This window comes from Inquilinus sp. YAF38 (assembly GCF_052113205.1).
GTDB lineage: Bacteria > Pseudomonadota > Alphaproteobacteria > DSM-16000 > Inquilinaceae > Inquilinus.
Genome location: NZ_JBFRCU010000015.1, coordinates 1 through 18,364 on the forward strand (window position 1 = coordinate 1; position 18,364 = coordinate 18,364).

General features: G+C 69.2%; 12 protein-coding genes. 8 read left to right on the forward strand and 4 right to left on the reverse strand.

The window, feature by feature from the left end; translation table 11 throughout:
* The first annotated feature begins 22 nt into the window (after positions 1 to 22).
* The 5 genes from AB4Z01_RS09260 (at position 23) to AB4Z01_RS09280 (ending at position 10,343) form a co-directional block, all read left to right on the forward strand.
* The gene (locus AB4Z01_RS09260) at positions 23 to 2,329 is read left to right on the forward strand and encodes a calcium-binding protein (protein WP_441692642.1); all 2,307 of its coding nucleotides are present in this window, start codon (positions 23 to 25) and stop codon (positions 2,327 to 2,329) included.
* 79 nt (positions 2,330 to 2,408) lie between these two features.
* Positions 2,409 to 4,763 (forward strand): beta strand repeat-containing protein, encoded by a 2,355-nt coding sequence (locus tag AB4Z01_RS09265; protein WP_441692644.1) that lies wholly within the window; start codon positions 2,409 to 2,411, stop codon positions 4,761 to 4,763.
* Positions 4,764 to 4,840: 77 nt separating this feature from the next.
* Entirely contained in the window at positions 4,841 to 7,141 is a 2,301-nt protein-coding gene (locus AB4Z01_RS09270) for a beta strand repeat-containing protein (protein WP_441692645.1), read from the forward strand.
* 182 nt (positions 7,142 to 7,323) lie between these two features.
* A complete protein-coding gene (locus AB4Z01_RS09275) occupies positions 7,324 to 9,144 on the forward strand; it encodes a calcium-binding protein (RefSeq protein WP_441692647.1) in 1,821 nt (606 codons plus the stop codon).
* Positions 9,145 to 9,374: 230 nt separating this feature from the next.
* Complete coding sequence (locus AB4Z01_RS09280) at positions 9,375 to 10,343, forward strand: calcium-binding protein (RefSeq protein ID WP_441692648.1); 969 nt, start codon at positions 9,375 to 9,377, stop codon at positions 10,341 to 10,343.
* Between the two features lie 6 nt (positions 10,344 to 10,349).
* Here AB4Z01_RS09280 and AB4Z01_RS09285 read toward each other — a convergent pair whose 3' ends face one another.
* A complete protein-coding gene (locus AB4Z01_RS09285) occupies positions 10,350 to 11,369 on the reverse strand; it encodes a LacI family DNA-binding transcriptional regulator (RefSeq protein ID WP_441692649.1) in 1,020 nt (339 codons plus the stop codon).
* 333 nt (positions 11,370 to 11,702) lie between these two features.
* Between AB4Z01_RS09285 and hisE the strand changes: the two genes are divergently transcribed.
* A complete protein-coding gene (gene hisE / locus AB4Z01_RS09290) occupies positions 11,703 to 12,035 on the forward strand; it encodes a phosphoribosyl-ATP diphosphatase (protein ID WP_441692650.1) in 333 nt (110 codons plus the stop codon).
* 78 nt (positions 12,036 to 12,113) lie between these two features.
* Here hisE and AB4Z01_RS09295 read toward each other — a convergent pair whose 3' ends face one another.
* The gene (locus AB4Z01_RS09295) at positions 12,114 to 14,399 is read right to left on the reverse strand and encodes a phosphocholine-specific phospholipase C (RefSeq protein ID WP_441692652.1); all 2,286 of its coding nucleotides are present in this window, start codon (positions 14,397 to 14,399) and stop codon (positions 12,114 to 12,116) included.
* A gap of 172 nt (positions 14,400 to 14,571) precedes the next feature.
* On the opposite strand from AB4Z01_RS09295, the gene AB4Z01_RS09300 reads away from it, so the two are divergent.
* Entirely contained in the window at positions 14,572 to 15,051 is a 480-nt protein-coding gene (locus AB4Z01_RS09300; protein ID WP_441692654.1) for a cupin domain-containing protein, read from the forward strand.
* A gap of 29 nt (positions 15,052 to 15,080) precedes the next feature.
* On the opposite strand, the gene AB4Z01_RS09305 is transcribed toward AB4Z01_RS09300, so the two are convergent.
* The gene (locus AB4Z01_RS09305) at positions 15,081 to 15,803 is read right to left on the reverse strand and encodes a hypothetical protein (RefSeq protein WP_441692655.1); all 723 of its coding nucleotides are present in this window, start codon (positions 15,801 to 15,803) and stop codon (positions 15,081 to 15,083) included.
* A 109-nt stretch (positions 15,804 to 15,912) separates the two neighbouring features.
* Between AB4Z01_RS09305 and AB4Z01_RS09310 the strand changes: the two genes are divergently transcribed.
* Entirely contained in the window at positions 15,913 to 17,415 is a 1,503-nt protein-coding gene (locus tag AB4Z01_RS09310) for a M81 family metallopeptidase (RefSeq protein ID WP_441692657.1), read from the forward strand.
* A gap of 39 nt (positions 17,416 to 17,454) precedes the next feature.
* Here the strand turns inward: AB4Z01_RS09310 and AB4Z01_RS09315 are convergent, their stop codons facing one another.
* Positions 17,455 to 18,330 carry a phosphorylase family protein gene (locus AB4Z01_RS09315; protein WP_441692658.1) on the reverse strand — a complete coding sequence of 292 codons (876 nt, stop codon included), beginning with the start codon at positions 18,328 to 18,330 and terminating at the stop codon, positions 17,455 to 17,457.
* Positions 18,331 to 18,364: the final 34 nt, after the last annotated feature.

Sequence of the window (18,364 nt, forward strand, 5' to 3'; positions counted from 1 at the left end):
ATCCGCGACAGGGAACCCAAGCATGGCCGTCGTCAACGGAACCGCCGGAGCCGATCTGATCCATGTCGCCGGCGACGGGCTGATCGCGCCGCCAGGCTTCACCAACATCGCCCAGGCGACGGATGACGCCGATACGCTGAATGGCCTCGGCGGCATCGACGCGATCTATGGCGGCGGCGGAAATGACGTGATCGACGGCGGCGATGGCAATGACAGCCTCATCGGTGGCGCCGGGGCGGACACGATGCTCGGCGGCGCCGGCATCGACGTCGTCAGCTACGGCGGCACTGATGGCGTCCTCGTCGATCTCACCACCGGCCAAGCCGTCGGCGGCGACGCCCAGGGCGATGTGCTCAACGGCATCGAGAACATCAATGGCACCGAGTCCGACGACACCCTGAACGGTTCCGCGGCGGCCAACACCTTGAACGGCCTCGGCGGCGCCGACTCGATCCACGGCGGGGCCGGCAACGACACGCTCGACGGTGGCGCCGGTGACGATATCCTTGTGGGCGGCGCCGGGGCCGATCATCTCGATGGCGGGGCCGGCAGCGACATCCTCAACTACGGTGGTCCCGCCGGGGTGACCATCGATCTCGGCACCGGCCTTGCCGCCGGCGGCGACGCCCAGGGCGACGTGATCTCGGGCTTCGAGAATGTCTGGGGCACCAACGTTCATGACGACATCATCACCGGATCGTCCGGCGCCAATCTCCTCGACGGCTTTGGCGGCGACGACGTCCTCAGCGGCGGCGCCGGCGACGACCAGCTCGTGGGCGGTTACGGCGACGACGTCCTCCGCGGCGGCGCCGGGGCCGATGTGCTGGACGGCCGCGACGGCATCGACCTCGTCAGCTTCTACGGCGCCACCGCCGCGGTGTCGGTCTATCTGTCATCCGGTGTCGGCAGCGGCGGCGATGCGGAGGGGGACACCTATGCCGGCATCGAGAACGTCAATGGCGGCAAGGGCGCGGACACCATCGCGGGCAGCACGGCCGCGAACGTCCTGAACGGCTATGAGGGCAACGACACCATTGGTGGCGGGGACGGCGATGATACCCTCCTCGGCGGTGCCGGCGACGATCAACTGCAGGGCGATGCCGGGGCGGACCGCATCGACGGCGGCGCCGGCATCGATACCGCCAGCTATGAGGGACCGGCCGGGGTGACGGTCGACCTCGGCACCGGCTACGGCAGCGGCGGCGATGCCCAGGGCGATACGCTGTCCGGCATCGAGAACGCCTGGGGCACCAGCCTCCACGATGATGTCCTCACCGGATCTGCCGGGGCCAACAGCCTCGTGGGCTGGGGCGGGAATGATGTCCTCGCCGGGATGGGCGGCTCCGACACGCTGATCGGCGGTTTTGGCGATGATACGCTCCGCGGCGGCGACGGCGACGACTTCCTCCATGTCGGGGCCGGCGCGGATATCATGGACGGCGGCGCCGGCCGCGACACCATCGTCTTCGACATCCCCATGGTCGCCGACTGGCAGTCGGGCATGCTCGACCCCGACATCAGCACAGATACCTGGCAGAGCTGGGAGGCGATCCAGGGCTCCTACGGCAACGACACGATCCGCACCGACAGTTGGGGCTATGCGGTGGAGCTGCGCGGCGGTGCCGGCGACGATGTGCTCGCCGCGGGGGGCGACAGCATCGGCGTCGTCGCCGACACGCTGTCGGGGGATGACGGCAACGACCAGCTCGACGGCGGCGCCGGCAACGATGTCCTCCGCGGCGGCACCGGGGCGGATGTGCTGGTGGGCTCCGCAGGGACCGACACGGCCAGCTACTACAGCGGCACGACGAGGGTGCTGGTCAGCCTCGCCAGCGGCACTGGCAGCGGCGGCGAGGCGCAGGGCGATACGTTGTCCGGCATCGAGAACCTCTCCGGCAGCCAGGGCGGCGACAGCCTCTACGGCAATGCCGGCGCCAACGTCCTGCAGGGCTGGAACGGCAACGACACCCTCGTCGGCCGGGCCGGCAAGGACACGCTCACCGGCGGAGCCGGGGCCGACCGCTTCCAGTTCACCGCGCTCGGCGACAGCGTGGTCGGCGCCAATGCCGACCGGATCACCGATTTCAGCCATGCCCAGGGCGATAAGATCGACCTGGCGGGGATCGACGCCAAGTTCACGGTCGCGGGCAACCAGGCCTTCAGCTTCATCGGCACCGCCGCCTTCACCCATGTGGCCGGGCAGCTCCACATCTGGCACGACGCCGGCCAGACCATCGTCTCCGGCGACGTCAACGGCAACGGCACCGCCGACTTCAACATCGTCCTGAGCGGCACGATCGCCCTGGTCGCCGGCGACTTCGTGCTCTGAGCCAGCCCAGCCGGGATTGGTCCCGGGCCGACTATCGGCGGCATCTCGCACCGCAGCATCCGCGACAGGGAACCCCAGCATGGCCGTCGTCAACGGAACCGCCGGAGCCGATCTGATCCATAATGTCGGCGATGGCTTGATCGCGCCGCCCGGCTTCACCGACATCGCCCAGGCGACGGACAACGACGACACGCTGAGCGGCCTCGGCGGCACCGACGCGATCTATGGCGGCGGCGGCAACGACCTGATCGATGGCGGGGACGGCAATGACAGCCTGATCGGGGGCGCCGGGGCGGACACGCTGCTCGGCGGCGCCGGCATCGACCTCGTCAGCTACGGCGGGGCGACTGGCGTGCTGGTCAGTCTCAATACCGGCCATGGCATTGGCGGCGATGCCGAGGGTGACGTGCTCAACGGCATCGAGAATGTCCACGGCACCGCTTTCGGCGACAGCATAACCGGATCGGCTGCGGCGAACACGCTGACCGGCCTCGGCGGCAGCGACCTGCTCCATGGCCAGGATGGCAACGATATGCTCGACGGCGGGGATGGCGGTGACAACCTTCACGGAGAAAACGGCAACGACACAGTCAGCGGCGGTGCCGGCGACGATACGATCACAGGGGACGCGGGCGCCGATCATCTCGATGGCGGGGCCGGCAGCGACATCCTCAACTACGACGGTCCCGCCGGGGTGACCGTCGATCTCAGCACCGGCCTTGCCGCCGGCGGCGACGCCCAGGGCGACGTGATCTCGGGCTTCGAGAACGTCTGGGGCAACAACGTCCATGGCGACATCATCACCGGATCGTCCGGCGCCAATCTCCTCGACGGCTGGGGCGGCGACGACGTCCTCGGCGGCGGCGCCGGCGACGACCAGCTCTTGGGCGATCACGGCGACGACGTCCTCCGCGGCGGCGCCGGGGCCGATGTGCTGGACGGGGGCGACGGCATCGACCTTGTCACCTTCTACGGCGCCACTGTCGCCGTGACGGTCAATCTGTCGTCCGGTGTCGGCGGCGGCGGAGACGCCCAGGGCGACACCTATGTCGCCATCGAGAACGTCAATGGCGGCAAGGGCGCGGACGCCATCGAGGGCAGCACGGCGGCGAATGTCCTGAACGGCTATGAGGGCCACGATACCATTTATGGCGGGGACGGCGACGATACCGTCCTCGGCGGTGCCGGCGACGATCAGTTGGAGGGCGATGCCGGGGCGGACCGCATCGACGGCGGCGCCGGCATCGACACCGTCAACTATGACGGATCGACCGGGGTGACGGTCGACCTCGGCACCGGCCTCGGCAGCGGCGGTGAGGCGCAAGGCGATACGCTGTCCGGCATCGAGAACGCCTGGGGCACCGGCATCTACGATGATATCCTCACCGGCTCTGCCGCCGCCAACCGCCTCGAGGGCTTCGGCGGGAACGATGTCCTCGCCGGGATGGGCGGCGCCGACACGCTGATCGGCGGCGCTGACGATGACACGCTTCACGGCGGCGACGGCGACGATTTCCTCCATGTCGGGGACGGGGCGGATGTCATGGATGGCGGCGCCGGCCGCGACACCATCGTCTTCGACCGCCCCATGGTCGCCGACTGGCAGTCGGGCGTGCTGGACGCCGACATCAGCACGGATGCCTGGCAGAACTGGGAGGTGATCCAGGGCTCGTCCGGCAACGACACGATCCGCACCAACAGCTGGGGCTACGCGGTGGAACTGCGCGGCGGTGCCGGCGACGACGTGCTCGCCGCCGGGGTCAACGACGCCACCGCCGACACGCTGTCGGGCGAGGCCGGCAACGACCGGCTCGACGGCGGCCCCGGCGACGACGTGCTCCGCGGCGGCGCCGGGGCGGATGTGCTGGTGGGCTCCGCCGGCACCGACACCGCCAGCTACTATACCGGCACCACCGGAATCCTGGTCAGCCTCGCCAGCGGGACCGGCAGCGGCGGCGAGGCCCAGGGCGACACTCTGAGCGGCATCGAGAACCTCTCCGGCAGCCAGGGCGGCGACAGCCTCTACGGCAGTGCCGGCGCCAATGTGCTGCAGGGCTGGAACGGCAATGACACCCTCGTCGGCCGGGCCGGCCAGGACACGCTCAGCGGCGGCGCCGGGGCCGACCGCTTCCAGTTCACTGCGCTCGGCGACAGCGTGATCGGCGCCGATGCCGACCGGATCACCGATTTCAGCCATGCCCAGGGCGACCGCATCGACCTGGCCGGGATCGATGCCAATGTCACGGTCGCGGGCGACCAGGCCTTCAGCTTCATCGGCACCGCCGTCTTCACTCATGTGGCCGGGCAACTCCACATCTGGCACGACGCGGGCCAGACCATCCTCTCCGGCGACGTCAACGGCAACGGCACCGCCGACTTCAACATCGTCCTGAGCGGAACGGTCGCACCGGTCGCCGGCGACTTCGTGCTCTGACCGCAGCCGGCCGGGGCGGTCCCGGGCGGGCTATCGGCGGCATCGCGCACCGCAGCATCCGTGACAGGGAGACGGACATGGCCATCGTCAATGGAACTGCCGGAGCCGATCTGATCCATATCGCCGGCGACGGGCTGATCGCTCCGCCCGGCGTGACCGACATCGCCCAAACGACGGACGGCGGCGACACGGTGAGCGGCCTCGGCGGCACCGATGTGATCTATGGCGGCGGCGGCGACGATGTGATCGACGGCGGCGACGGCAATGACAGCCTCATCGGTGGCGCCGGGGCGGACGGGCTGCTCGGCGGCGCCGGCATCGACGTCATCAGCTACGGCGGCTCCGTTGGCGTGAACGTCGATCTCTCCACCGGCCACGGCACCGGCGGCGAGGCCGAGGGCGATGTGCTCAACGGCATCGAGAACATCAGCGGCACCGAGTTCGGCGACAACCTGAACGGTTCCGCGGCGGCCAACACCCTGAACGGCCTGGGCGGCGCCGACTGGGTCCACGGCGAGGGCGGCAACGACACGGTCGTCGGTGGCGCTGGTGACGATATCCTTGCGGGCGACGCCGGGGCCGATCATCTCGATGGCGGTGCCGGAATCGACACCCTCAATTACGACGGTCCCGCCGGGGTGACCGTCGACCTCAGCATCGGCCTTGCCGCCGGCGGCGAGGCCCAGGGCGACGTCATCACGGGCTTCGAGAATGTCTGGGGCACCAGCGACCATGGCGACATCCTCACCGGATCTTCCGGCGCCAACCGCCTCGACGGCTATGGCGGCGACGATGTCCTCAGCGGCCTCGCCGGCGACGATCATCTCGTGGGCAGCTACGGCAACGACGTCCTCCGCGGCGGCGCCGGAGCCGATGTGCTCGACGGCGGCTCCGGCATCGACCTCGTCAGCTATTACGGCGCCACTGCCGGGGTGCTGGTCAATCTGGGCAGCGGAGTCGGCGTCGGCGGCGATGCCGAGGGGGACACTTATGCCAGCATCGAGAACGTCAACGGCGGCAAAGGCGCGGATTGCATTGCGGGCGGTGTGGTTGCGAACGTTCTTAACGGCTACGAAGGCGATGACATCGTCCTCGGTGGGGGCGGCAGCGATACCCTCATCGGCGGTGCCGGTGACGATCTGCTGACTGGCGGCGCCGAGGCGGATCGGCTCGACGGCGGCGCCGGCATCGACACCGTCGACTATGACGGTACCGCCGGGGTGACGGTCGACCTCGGCGCCGGCCTCGGCAGCGGCGGCGAGGCGGATGGCGACACGCTGTCGGGCATCGAGAACGTCCGAGGCATCGCCGGCTACGATGACGCCCTCACCGGCTCTGCCGCCGCCAACCGCCTCGAGGGCTTCAGCGGGAACGATGTCCTCGCCGGGATGGGCGGCTCCGACCTGCTGATCGGCGGCGAGGGCGACGACACGCTCCGCGGCGGCGACGGCGACGACTATCTCTATGTCGGGGACGGAGCGGATATCATGGATGGCGGCGCAGGCCGCGACACCATCGTGTTCGGAAACGCCATGGTCGCCGACTGGCAGTCGGGCGTGCTCGACGCCGACATCAGCACGGATGCCTGGCAGAACTGGGAGGTGATCCAGGGCTCTGGCGGCGACGACACGATCCGCACCAACAGCTGGGGCTATGCGGTCGAGCTGCGCGGCGGTGCCGGCAATGACGTGCTCGCCGTCGGGGTCGACGACGCCCTCGCCGACACGCTGTCGGGCGAGGACGGCAACGACCAGCTCGACGGCGGCGCTGGCAACGATATCCTCCGCGGCGGCGCCGGGGCGGATGTGCTGGTGGGCTCCGCCGGCACCGACACCGCCAGCTACTACAGCGGCACCACCGGAATCCTGGTCAGCCTGGCCACCGGCCTCGGCAGCGGCGGCGAGGCCCAGGGCGATACCCTGAGCGGCATCGAGAACCTCTCCGGCAGCCAAGGCTGGGACCAGCTCTACGGCGATGCCGGCGCCAACGTCCTGCAGGGCTGGAACGGCAACGACGTGCTCGTCGGCCGGGCCGGCAAGGACACGCTCACCGGGGGCGCCGGGGCCGACCGCTTCCAGTTCACCGCGCTCGGCGACAGCGTGGTCGGCGCCAATGCCGACCGGATCACCGATTTCAGCCACACCCAGGGCGATAAGATCGACCTGGCCGGGATCGATGCCAATGTCACGGTCGCGGGCGACCAGGCCTTCAGCTTCATCGGCACCGCCGCCTTCACCCATGTGGCCGGGCAGCTCCACATCTGGCACGACGCCGGCCAGACCATCGTCTCCGGCGACGTCAACGGCAACGGCACCGCCGACTTCAACATCGTCCTGAGCGGCACGATCGCCCTGGTCGCCGGTGACTTCGTGCTCTGACCGCACCCGGCCGGGGCGTCGCGCCGGCCGAATGCAACCGGCGACCGTAGCCGGAAAAACTCGACATAATATCCCTGTTCCCTCGGGCGGGCATCCTCCATTTGGCTGAGGCGGCTGAGGTCAGTCCGGAGCAGACTGGCGGGCGGGTATTGCGGACGGCCGCCGGATGAAGGGGAAGAGCGATGGCATTCACGCCCACCAACCTCACCGCACTGGACTGGGACCTCACGCGCAATGCGGGGGCGCTGTCGGTCCCGATCGAGGAATTCGCCAGCATCGCCTTGACCAGGCTGCAGGTGACGGCCGGCGTCACCTATTATCTGATCGGAAGCACCGTCAGTGCCGATAACCGCAATGCCGCTATCGGCGTCATCGACGCGGACGGAAACGCGCTCGCCACCAGCTCGCCCGGCGAGCTCGGGATCCTGACCTTTTCGGCGACGTCGACCGGATCGGTCTATCTCGGGGTCGCGAACCCGATGGGATACCCGGGGGTTGCGGATCTCTTCGTCACCACCAATTCGGCGTCGCTGGTCCAGATCGACGGCTTGTACACGGCGGCGGCCGGCGAGCGCGTCGCCGGCCACGGCGGCGCCGATTCGATCGACCTGGGGGCGGCCGGGCTGGATGCGCTGGGCGGCGGCGGCGACGACAGCCTCACCGGCAACGGCCTCGACAACCGCCTCAGTGGTGGCGCCGGGAACGATCATATCTCCGCCGGGGACGGCAACGACGCGATCTGGGGCGGGCTGGGACTCGATTTCATCGATGGCGGTGCCGGCAACGATATCGCCTATGCCGGCGACGCTCCCGACGTCGTGCTCGGCGGAGACGGCATCGACCGGCTGTATGGCGGCGCCGGGGCCGATCGGCTCGATGGCGGTGCCGGCAATGACGTCATTTCTGGCGATGCCGGGAACGACCTGGTCTCGGGCGGGATCGGCAACGATACGCTGTCGGGGGGCGACGGAGACGACAATATCGCCGGCGCCGAGAATGACGACGTGCTCTACGGCGGGGCCGGCGAAGACCTGCTCAGCGGTGACGCCGGCAACGACACGATTTTCGGCGATGACGCACATGACTTCATTACCGGGGATGCGGGCGACGACACGCTTGATGGCGGCGCCGGCAACGACCAGCTTTATGGCGGAGAGAACAACGACGTGCTGCGCGGCGGCGCCGGGGCCGACGATCTTGGCGGCGACGCCGGCGTCGATACCGTCAGCTACTACAGCAGCAGCGTCGGGGTCGTGGTCGATCTCGCCACCGGCAAGGGCAGTGGCGGCGAAGCCCAGGGCGACCACCTGTACAATGTCGAGAACCTCTCCGGCAGCCAGGGCAGCGACAGCCTTTACGGTAACGCCGGCGCCAATGTGCTGCAGGGCTGGGGCGGCGCCGACGTGCTCCGCGGCGGCGCCGGAGCCGACCGGCTCGACGGCGGCGCCGGCATCGACACCGCCAGCTATTACAACGGCACGACCGGAGTCGTGGTCAGCCTCGCCAGCGGTCTCGGCAGCGGCGGCGAAGCGCAGGGCGACATCCTGGTCTCGATCGAGAACCTGTCTGGCAGCCAGGGCAGCGACAGCCTCTACGGCAACACCGGCGCGAATGTGCTGCAGGGCTGGAACGGCAACGACGCCCTCATCGGCCGGGCCGGCAAGGACACGCTCACCGGCGGCGCCGGGGCGGACCACTTCACCTTCGCGGCGCTCGGCGATAGCGTGGTAGGCGCCAATGCCGATGTCATCACCGATTTCAGCCACGCCCAGGGCGATCGCATCGACCTGTCGGGCATCGACGCCAAGTTCACGGTCGCCGGCGACCAAGCCTTCACTTTCATCGGCACCGCCGCCTTCACCGGCGTCGCCGGACAACTTCACATCTGGCAGAACGCCGGCCAGACCATTGTCTCCGGCGACGTCAACGGCAACGGCACCGCCGACTTCAACATCGTCCTGACCGGGACCATCAATCTTGTGGCGGCCGATTTCGTGCTGTGAACCGGGCTTTCGGTGTTGCGACGCTGATGAGGCGAAGATCCCGACATTCGCCGTTGGATAGCGGCGGTGGGCCGGCTTGTGCGCTGACCCGCTTTAGGATTTACTGCCTCTTGGCCCGAAGTTGCGGCGTGGCCTCGGACCTTTCGGATGGAATCCGGCTTCCAATTTGTATTTGTGGCTGATTTTTTCAAAAGGCCGGCAATGGCGATCGATTTTGAAGGGGGACTGCAGTGGGAGCGACACCGGGTGACGACGTGCTCTACGGCACGGAGCTATTTGACCTTATTGACGCCGACGGCGGCAGCGATCAGATCTATGGCCTCGGCGGCCCCGATATTCTGATCGGTGGTAATAGTGGTGACCGTCTGGACGGCGGTGCCGGTATCGACCGCTCGTCCTATGCCAGCAGCGATGGCGGGGTGTCTGTCAGCCTGAGGAGCGGCACTGCCCATGGCGGTGATGCCGAGGGCGACATTCTGGTCAGCATCGAGCAACTGGAAGGATCTGAATTCGTCGACACGCTCGGCGGCGATGACGGAGCCAACTGGCTGGATGGCCGTGAAAGCAACGACTCGCTGGCCGGTTGGGGCGGTGACGACGAGCTGATCGGCGGCGCCGGGGCGGACTCTCTGAACGGTGGTGACGGTACCGACACGGCAGACTATTCCGGCTCGACCGGGGTCATGGTCGATCTCTTTGCCGGCACCACTAGCGGCGGCGATGCCGCAGGCGATAACCTGATCAGCATCGAGAACATCTCCGGCGGCGAGTCCAACGACTATCTGGTCGGGACCGCTGGCGCCAATGTGCTGCAGGGCCGCGCCGGCGACGATGTCCTCACCGGCGCCCGCGGAGCGGACACGCTGACCGGCGGCGCAGGGGCGGACCGTTTCGTCTATATCGGCACGGTCCACAGCCCCGTCGGGGCCGAGGCCGACCGGATCACCGACTTCACCCGAGGCCAGGGCGACCGCGTCGATCTCTACGGCATGGACGCGAACATCACGGCCGCCGACAACCAGGCCTTCAGCTTCATCGGCACCGGCCTCTATACCGGTGTCGCCGGGCAGCTGCGTTTCGCCTTTACCAGCCCCGGTGTCACCACCATTGCGGGCGACGTCGACGGCGACAAGGTCTCCGACTTCCACATCATCCTGACCCGCACCATCGCCCTGGTTGCCGCCGATTTCGTGCTCTGAACCGGCTCAGCCGGCCGGCGCCGGGCCGCGGACGGTGCGGCGCCAGACCAGCGGCGCCGGGATCGTCAGCCGCAGCGGCGCCGTGCCCTCCGCGGAGTCCAGCGCCGCCATCACCGCGTCGCCGGTGGCGTCGACCGACTGTTCGAAGGTGGTCAGGTCATAGGCCGACCAGCCGGCCTGCTCGGTGTTGTCGAAGCCGATGACGCAGAGATCCTCGGGCACGCGCAGGCCCAGATCATGGCGCGCCGCATCGATAAAGCCGAAGGCGACCAGGTCGTTGATGCAGAAGGCGGCGTCCGGCCGGTCCGGCCGCAGCAGCAGGTCGTGCGCCGCGGCCCGGCCGGTGGCGTAGACGGTGCGGCCGCCGCGCCAGACGGCGGGCTCGATCCCCTCGGCCCGGGCGGCGGCCAGGAAGCTGGCCTCGCGCGCCAAAAGGGCGGGCGTGCCCTGGGCCGAGGTCACCAGGCCCAATCGCCGGCAGCCGGCGCGGCGGAAGGCGGCCACCGCCAGCCGGCCGGGCAGGGCGCTGTCGATGGCGATGTTGTCCGGCCCCTCGATCCGGTCGTCGCGGTTGATCAGCACCACCCGCTGCCCGGCGGCGAGGCACAGCCGGGTGATCTCCTCCGATGGCGTGCCGGACAGCACGATGGTGGCGTCGGCCCGGTAGTTCAGGATCTGCCGCAGCGCCGACCGGGCATCGGCGTCACCGCGGCCGCTGGTGCCGATCAGCATGGCGACGCGGCCGCTGTGCTGCAGCCGGTCGGTCAGGGCCCCGACCATGCGCGACCGCAGCGGCGTCTCCAGGTCGGAGGCGACGATGCAGACGATGTTGCTGGACCGCCGGGTCAGGCCGCGGGCCAGGTGGTTGACGTGGTAGCCCAGCGCCTCTGCCGCCGACATCACCCGCTGCCGGGTCTCGGCCGAGACGCTCGCGCCGGGGGTGAAGGTGCGCGAAACGGCGGAGCGGGAGACGCCGGCCCGGTCGGCCACCTGCTGGGCGCTGGCGAAGCTGCGGCGACGGGTCACGATGGAACAGACCTGCTGGTGTTGCCGCCCATCTCCAGGCGGCGAAACAGCCGATGATATGCACAGCCGTGCAGAAGGCAAGCACCAGGGCTGGTTTGGTTACCCCGGGCGGAGGCTATGGATGGTTGACAGGACGGCTCTTTCATGTCGAGCTTGCACAGCCGTGCAAGAAGCGGGCCGCATGGCGCGGACGGGCTCGACCCGGTCGCGTCGTGACCAGCCCCGGGCGGCTCTGTGGCGGATGGAACATTCGGGCGCCGTGATTGCGGCGCAGGATTCCGCGAGGGCCGTTGGGAGGCGGTTCCCGGGGGCAGGTGGACAGGGGGCAGAGAGATGGGTCAGGCGCTCGGACGGGATCGGCTTGAGGCTCTGGCGGAAGAGCTGCGGGGGCGGCGGTCGCGCATGCAGCTCAGCTCGCGCACCGCGAAGCTGATCGACAGCGGCGTGCCGAAGATGGCGCAGAAGCTGGTCGAAGAGGCGGCCGAGGTGGCGATCGACGCCGTCCGGGGCGAGCGCCAGGCCGTGATCGAGGAGGCCGCCGACCTGATGTTCAACCTGACCGTGCTGCTGACCGAGCTCGGGATCGGACCCTGCGAGGTCTGGGACGAGATGGACCGCCGCCAGAAGCTGTATGGCATCGCCGAGAAGCTGCCGAAGGACCGGTAGTCGGTCCGCCGACGCTCCGTTTTCCACGCGTTTTGTGATGAGGCCGCGGCGCCGGACAGCACCGCGGCCTCAGTCTTTTTAGACCATGTCGACCGCAGGCCCGCCCAGCTTCGGGTCAGTCAGGCTCGGGCGGCCGATTTCGACATGGCCGGCGAAACGGCGCAGGAAGCCGTCGCCAGTCCCCGCCGTGATGCTGAGATCGAACCAGCCGGAGCTGGACCGCAGTGACCAGCGGTCGCGGACCAGGGCGCCCGGCCACAGGTAGACGTGCCGCGGCGGCTCGGCGCTGTAGCCGTTGGCGACGGTGAGATAGCAGGGCCGGAAGCCGGTGTTGTTCAACAGCAGCGTGACGTCGCCGGTGATGCCGTCCTGCATCAGCCGCACGTCGGGCCGCGCCTCGCCCGACAGAATCGGGGTCAGGCGGCCCTTGAACCGGTTCAGCATGCCGTTCGGCCCATAGACCGACAGGTCGTAGCTGCGGCCATGGTCCGGCGTCCAGCTGTCCGACAGCGTGTCGCCGGCCCCGACCGTGTATTGCCACGGTCCGCGTCGGTCGGCGGTCGGCTGCATCGGCCGGTCCGGGAACACGGTGTCGTCCGGCTCATAGGGCTTGCCCGTCTCGTCGAAGGTCGCGCCGCCATCGGCATAGACGGTGAAGCAGGCGCCGACGGTGCCGGCATTGGCGAAATCGATCCAGACCCTTCGCCCGGTCGGGTCGAGCCGGGCATGGGCGCCGAGCCGGTAGGGCAGGGGCCGGGCGCGGCGCTGCCCCTGCTGCTGCACCGGCCTGGACTGCGCCGCCGGCGGCACCGGCCCGGGCCGGCTGGCGGCGGCATCCGCCTCGGCCTTGTAGCGGCGCGTATCCGGCAGCGGCGGCAGGGCGGCGTCGGGCGTGCGGAAGTCGAAGGCCGTGGTCAGGTCGCCGCAGACCGCGCGGCGCCAGGGCGAGATGAAGCGGCAGGGCACGCCGAAGCGCCGCTCGATCAGCTGCAGCACCGAGGTGTGGTCGAACAGTTCGGAGCAGACCCAGCCGCCCTTGCTCCAGGGCGAGACCACCAGCATCGGCACCCGGGGCCCGAGGCCGATCGGCACGCCGTTGAAGTTCTCGTCCCCGACCGGGAGCGTGCTGCGGCCCTGATAGCCGTAGAACCGGGTGTTCACCGGCGGCACCGGCGCTGGCACATGGTCGAAGAAGCCGTCATTTTCGTCGTAGTTCACGATCAGGGCGGTCTTGGCCCAGACCTTCGGGTTGCTGGTCAACGCCTCGAGGATCTTGTCGACGAAGGCCTGGCCGGCGGCGGGGGAGGCGTTGGGGTGCTCGCAGAAGGCGTCGGGGCAGATCACCCAGGACACCTGCGGCAGCCGGTCGGCCTTGACATCCTCGGCGATCGCCCGCGCCAGCACGGCGTCGTAGGGATCCTCGTTCGAGGCCAGCTTGGGGCCGACATAGGCACGGCCGCGCTTGTACAGGTCCGAGCTCTTGTCCAGCTTGCGGAAGTCGCGGTGATAGGCCAGCGAATTGCAGCCATAGTTGGAATAGGCTTGGTAGACCCGCCAGTCGATGCCGTGCTTCTCCAGCGTCTCGGCATAGGCCTCCCAGGTGAGCCCTTCCCAAGGCTCGTCGAGATCCATGTCGCCGGTCCAGTTGTTGTCCAGCTCCTGCCCGTGCAACCGGCGCTTCGGGTTCTTCGGGTCGCGGCCGGTCAGGGTGTAGACGCTGGCGCCGCCGGTGAAGTACTGCCGGTTCGGCTCGGTGTTGGCGAAGATCGAGCAGTGATTGGCGTCGCAGATCGTGAACGCATCCGCCAGGTGGCGGTAGAAGGGCAGGTCGGAGGCCGTGTCGTAATAGCCCATCGACATCCGGCTCTTCAGCGGCACCCAGCTGTCCCAGTTCTTCCACAGCGACTGGTCCAGCTTCCAGCTGTGGTCGGTGCCGTCCATGTGCTGGGCGCTGGTGCTGCTGGTGTCGAGCCGGAACGGCAGGACGTAGTCGAGCCGGGCCTGGGCCTTGGGGTCGGCCTCGTACCAGCGCTCCCGCTCATGCCAATGGTCCCAGCCGACATTGTCGTAGCCGGTGCGGCCGGCGCCGTTGCGGCCGATGCTCTGGTACCAGACCGGCCGGCCGCTCGGCAGCGGCGCCGGGCGCGGGTCGCCGAAGCCGCGGACGCCGTTCAGCGTGCCGAAGTAATGGTCGAAGGACCGGTTCTCCTGCATCAGCACGACGATGTGCTCGACGTCGCGCAAGGTTCCGGTGGCGTTATGGGCGGGGATCGCCATGGCCTGGCGGATGCTGGCCGGCATGGCCATCGCGGCCGCGGTGGCGAGGCCGGTTTTGAGGAATTGGCGGCGGCTGTCGGAAGTCACGATCGGCGTCTCATGGCAACGGAAAGAATCGGACGGCGCTCCTATAACAGCGAACCGTGACGGACCGGTTAAGCCGGACGGGGAATTTCAGGAATGGGCCGATCGCGGTTGCGCCGGCCGCGGTCGCGGAGCAGTCTTTGCGCCGAACGCCGCGGGAACTTCGGACCGACCCATGACCGAGCATCATCACCACGAGACTCCGGATTGGCGCTTGAACGGGGTGCGCGTGATCCGGGGCACCGATCTCGACCCCAACACCGCCCAGACGCCGGGCATGGACCGCAAGGCGGCGATCAATGCCGCCCGGGTCGGGGCGCAGAAGATCTGGGCCGGCACCGTCACCATCCACCCCGACGCCAAGACCGGCGCGCATCACCACGGCGCGCTGGAAAGCGTGATCTATGTCGTCCGCGGCAAGGCCCGGATGCGCTGGGGCGAGAAGCTGGAATATGTCGCCGAGGCCGGGGCGGGTGACTTCATCTTCGTGCCGCCCTATGTGCCGCACCAGGAGATCAACGCCTCGACCGACGAGCCGCTGGAATGCGTGCTGGTGCGCAGCGACAACGAGGCGGTGGTGGTCAATCTCGACATCGAGCCGGTGGAGAAGCCGGAAGCCGTCTACTGGGTCGACCCGATTCACAAGCATCCGTGAGCGGATAGGCGGCCCACCGGGGCCGCCCGCTACTTGCCTCGGCCATAGACCCCGGTGAAGGTCACGTTCAGGCCGCCGCAGATCAGGTTATCGGCCGCCACCAGATAGGGGCCGAGGCGCCACAGCCGGACGCGGCAGGTGCTGTCGTCGCCGGGATCCGCGTCGTAGGGCGCGGCGTTGCCATCGGGGCCGACCGAGAAGGCGGCCTTGCCGTTCGCCGGCGTCAGCGTGGCGCTGATCTGGCCGACATTGACGGCGCCGCGCGCCACCCGGGCCGGGTCGCTGCCGCCATAGCTGGCATTGCCCTCGATCGCGATCGCGCCGCCCGCCGCCGGCTTGATGTCGATCTCCTGCTCGTCGCCGCTGCGCCAGGCCCCGCGCCAGTCTTCGGTCGAGGAGGCCGGCGCATCGGTCAGCGCGCTCAGTGGCAGCAGACCGGTGGTGCTCGCGAATTTCGGCCCGGCGCCGGTGAAGGTGGCGCAGGCATAGCCGCCCTGGGCGCCGGTGACGACGACGCGGTCATTCGCCACCAGATAGCCCTTCGCCGCGCAGACGGCGGTCTCGTTCGGGCAGCCCGGCTGGTCCACTGAATCCTTGACGAAATGAACCCGATCCTGGCCCGGCGCGATCATCTGCAGCCGCGGCGTGGCGTCGGCGGCACCGAGGGTCTGATACAGGCCGCAGACATCCTCCGCCGTGGCGACGCCGGGCAGCAGGGCAGCGATGAGCAGGACAAAGGCGGCTGGACGCATGCGACTCTCCTTGGGGAGGTCATCCTAGGCCAGGGTGGGGCAGGCGTCACCGCTCGACCCTCCGGCCAGGCTGTGCCATGACCATGGAACGACAGGATGGGAGTAGGGGATGCGGATCGCGGTCGGCGGGTTCCAGCACGAGACCAACAGCTTCGCCTCGGCCAAGGCCGGCTACGACCAGTTCGAGACCGCCGATGGCTGGCCCGGCCTGTCGCGCGGCGCGGCCCTGGCGCCGGCCCTGGCCGGGATCAACCTGCCGGCGGGCGGCTTCCTCGCGGCCGCGACGGCGGCGGGGCACGAGATCGCGCCGTTGTTGTGGTGCTCGGCCTCGCCCTCGGCGCCGGTGACCGACGATGCCTTCGAGCGGATCACGGCGATGCTGGTCGCCGACTTGCGCGCCGCCGGGCCGGTCGACGCCGTCTATCTCGACCTGCATGGCGCCATGGTCACCGAGAGCGTGCCGGACGGGGAAGGCGAGATCCTGGCCCGGATCCGCGCCGTGACCGGGCCGGATATCCCGATCGTCGCCAGCCTGGACCTGCACGCCAACGTCACCCAGCGGATGGTCGACCTGTCCGACCTGCTGGTGCCCTACCGCACCTATCCGCATGTCGACATGGCCGAGACCGGCGCGCGGGCGGCGGCGCTGCTGGACCGCATCCTGTCCGGCTGGCGGCCGAAGAAGGTGTTCCGGCAGGCGGAGTTCCTGGTCTCGCTGGTGGCGCAATGCACGCTGTCCGACCCGGCGCGCCGGCTCTATGCGCTGATGGCCGAGCTCGAGCGCCGGCACGACGTCTCGCTCGGCTTCTCCATGGGCTTCCCGGCGGCGGATTTCGCCGATTGTGGGCCCAGCCTGGTCGGCTACGGCGCCGATCCCGCGGCGCTGGCTGCGGCGGTGGATGCGATGACGGCGGCGATCGCCGCGGCCGAGCGGGAATTCGTGCCGGTGCTGCTGCCGCCCGACGCGGCGGTGGCCGAGGCGCGGCGCCTTGCGGCCGGAGCGACGCGGCCGGTGGTGCTGGCYGACACCCAGGACAATCCCGGCGGCGGCGCCGAATCCGACGGGGTGGTGCTGCTGGAGGCGCTGATCCGCGGCGGCGCCGAGGGCGCGGTGCTGGGCCTGCTGGCCGACGCGGCCACGGCCGCGGCGGCGCATGCGGCGGGTGTCGGCGCGGTGCTGGACCGCGGCATCGGCGCCGGCAGCGCCTATGGCGGGCAGCAGCCGCTGCGGGCGGAATGGACGGTGGAGGCGCTGGGCGATGGCCGCTTCACCGGCACCGGCCCGTTCTACGGCGGCAACCGCATGCAGCTCGGCCCGATGGCGCTGCTGCGCCATCCCGGCGGTGTCCGTGTCGCCGTGTGCAGCCGCAAGCAGCAGGCGGCCGACCGGGAGATGTTCCGCCATCTCGGGGTCGAGCCGGCACAGCAGGCGATCCTGGCGCTGAAGAGCTCGGTGCATTTCCGCGCCGATTTCGAGCCGATCGCCGAGGCGGTGCTGGTGGCCGAAGCCCCAGGCCCGAACCTGGCCGACCCCGCGGCCCAGCCCTTCACCCGCCTGCGCGACGGCGTCCGCCTGCGGCCGCTGGGGCCCGCATTCTTCCGGCGTCCATAGCTCGATCGTGTTGCGTCGCCTCTCTCGATAGCCGCTGCGTCAGAACCGGGTAGAGCGCTCTGCCGGTTGAGGCGACTTCAAGCCATGGCAGGAGCATTCGGGATCAGCCGGAAGGCGTGCCGCGGTCTCCAGCGCAACCCGCGAGGCTGTCATGGAGAGGCTCGGCAACACGTCCTGCTGCAGCAATTCCTGGCGATTGCGGTCCATGTAGTCGTTGAAACCTGCGGTTACGAACGCGCAGGGCACGAAGCACGCGCCGATCTCGCGTGACAAGGTAGCCTCGGGGGCTATCGAATGGTTGAGGACATCTGCCCCCATGCTCCGATACGCCAAGGCTTCGGCTGGGGTGGTCAGTCGCGGCCCATAACAATGGGCAGCCACCAACTGCTGTTCGATGCCATGAACGCGGCCTTCGGCCGGCCAATGACGGCGGGCCGTTTCGACCAGAACCGCCGCACATCTTGGACACACGATCTGCTTGCCCGAGCAGTCGAAGCTCTGGCGATCCGGAAGCAGTGAAAACGGGGTCTGGGTCAGTTCGATGATATCGGCGGCGACCACCATGTCGCCGGGCTGGATCGCCTTGTTGACGGCGCCGACGGTCGAGCAGGCCAGGACTTGCCGTACACCCGCCGTCATCAAGACCCAGAATGCGCGGCGATGGCAGGAATGGTCGATATGGTCGCGGGGATTGCCGTGCGAATACATGCACAGCGCGCGCTTTGCTGTCCCTTCGGCCGTGATCGACCCATCGAACTCGAGCAGCTTCCAGTTGTCGGTACGACCGAAGGGCGTTTCAAAGCTCATGTCCCGACGCAGGGTGCGCACACCGGCGAATTCGACATCTTCCGGGAAGGCGAGCCCCCAATTCGCCGATCCGGTGATGATCGCCAACCCCACCTGGGGTATGGCCATTGAATGATCCGCCGGATCGTCGGCTGTGCGATTG

Bases quoted from the DNA above. Each gene is read 5' to 3' on its own strand.
- AB4Z01_RS09260 (WP_441692642.1), top strand. From the start codon at position 23: ATGGCCGTCGTCAACGGAACCGCCGGAGCCGATCTGATCCATGTCGCC.
- AB4Z01_RS09265 (WP_441692644.1), top strand. From the start codon at position 2,409: ATGGCCGTCGTCAACGGAACCGCCGGAGCCGATCTGATCCATAATGTC.
- AB4Z01_RS09300 (WP_441692654.1), top strand. From the start codon at position 14,572: ATGACCGAGCATCATCACCACGAGACTCCGGATTGGCGCTTGAACGGG.
- AB4Z01_RS09270 (WP_441692645.1), top strand. From the start codon at position 4,841: ATGGCCATCGTCAATGGAACTGCCGGAGCCGATCTGATCCATATCGCC.
- hisE (WP_441692650.1), top strand. From the start codon at position 11,703: ATGGGTCAGGCGCTCGGACGGGATCGGCTTGAGGCTCTGGCGGAAGAG.
- AB4Z01_RS09315 (WP_441692658.1), bottom strand. From the start codon at position 18,330: ATGGCCATACCCCAGGTGGGGTTGGCGATCATCACCGGATCGGCGAAT.
- AB4Z01_RS09275 (WP_441692647.1), top strand. From the start codon at position 7,324: ATGGCATTCACGCCCACCAACCTCACCGCACTGGACTGGGACCTCACG.
- AB4Z01_RS09305 (WP_441692655.1), bottom strand. From the start codon at position 15,803: ATGCGTCCAGCCGCCTTTGTCCTGCTCATCGCTGCCCTGCTGCCCGGC.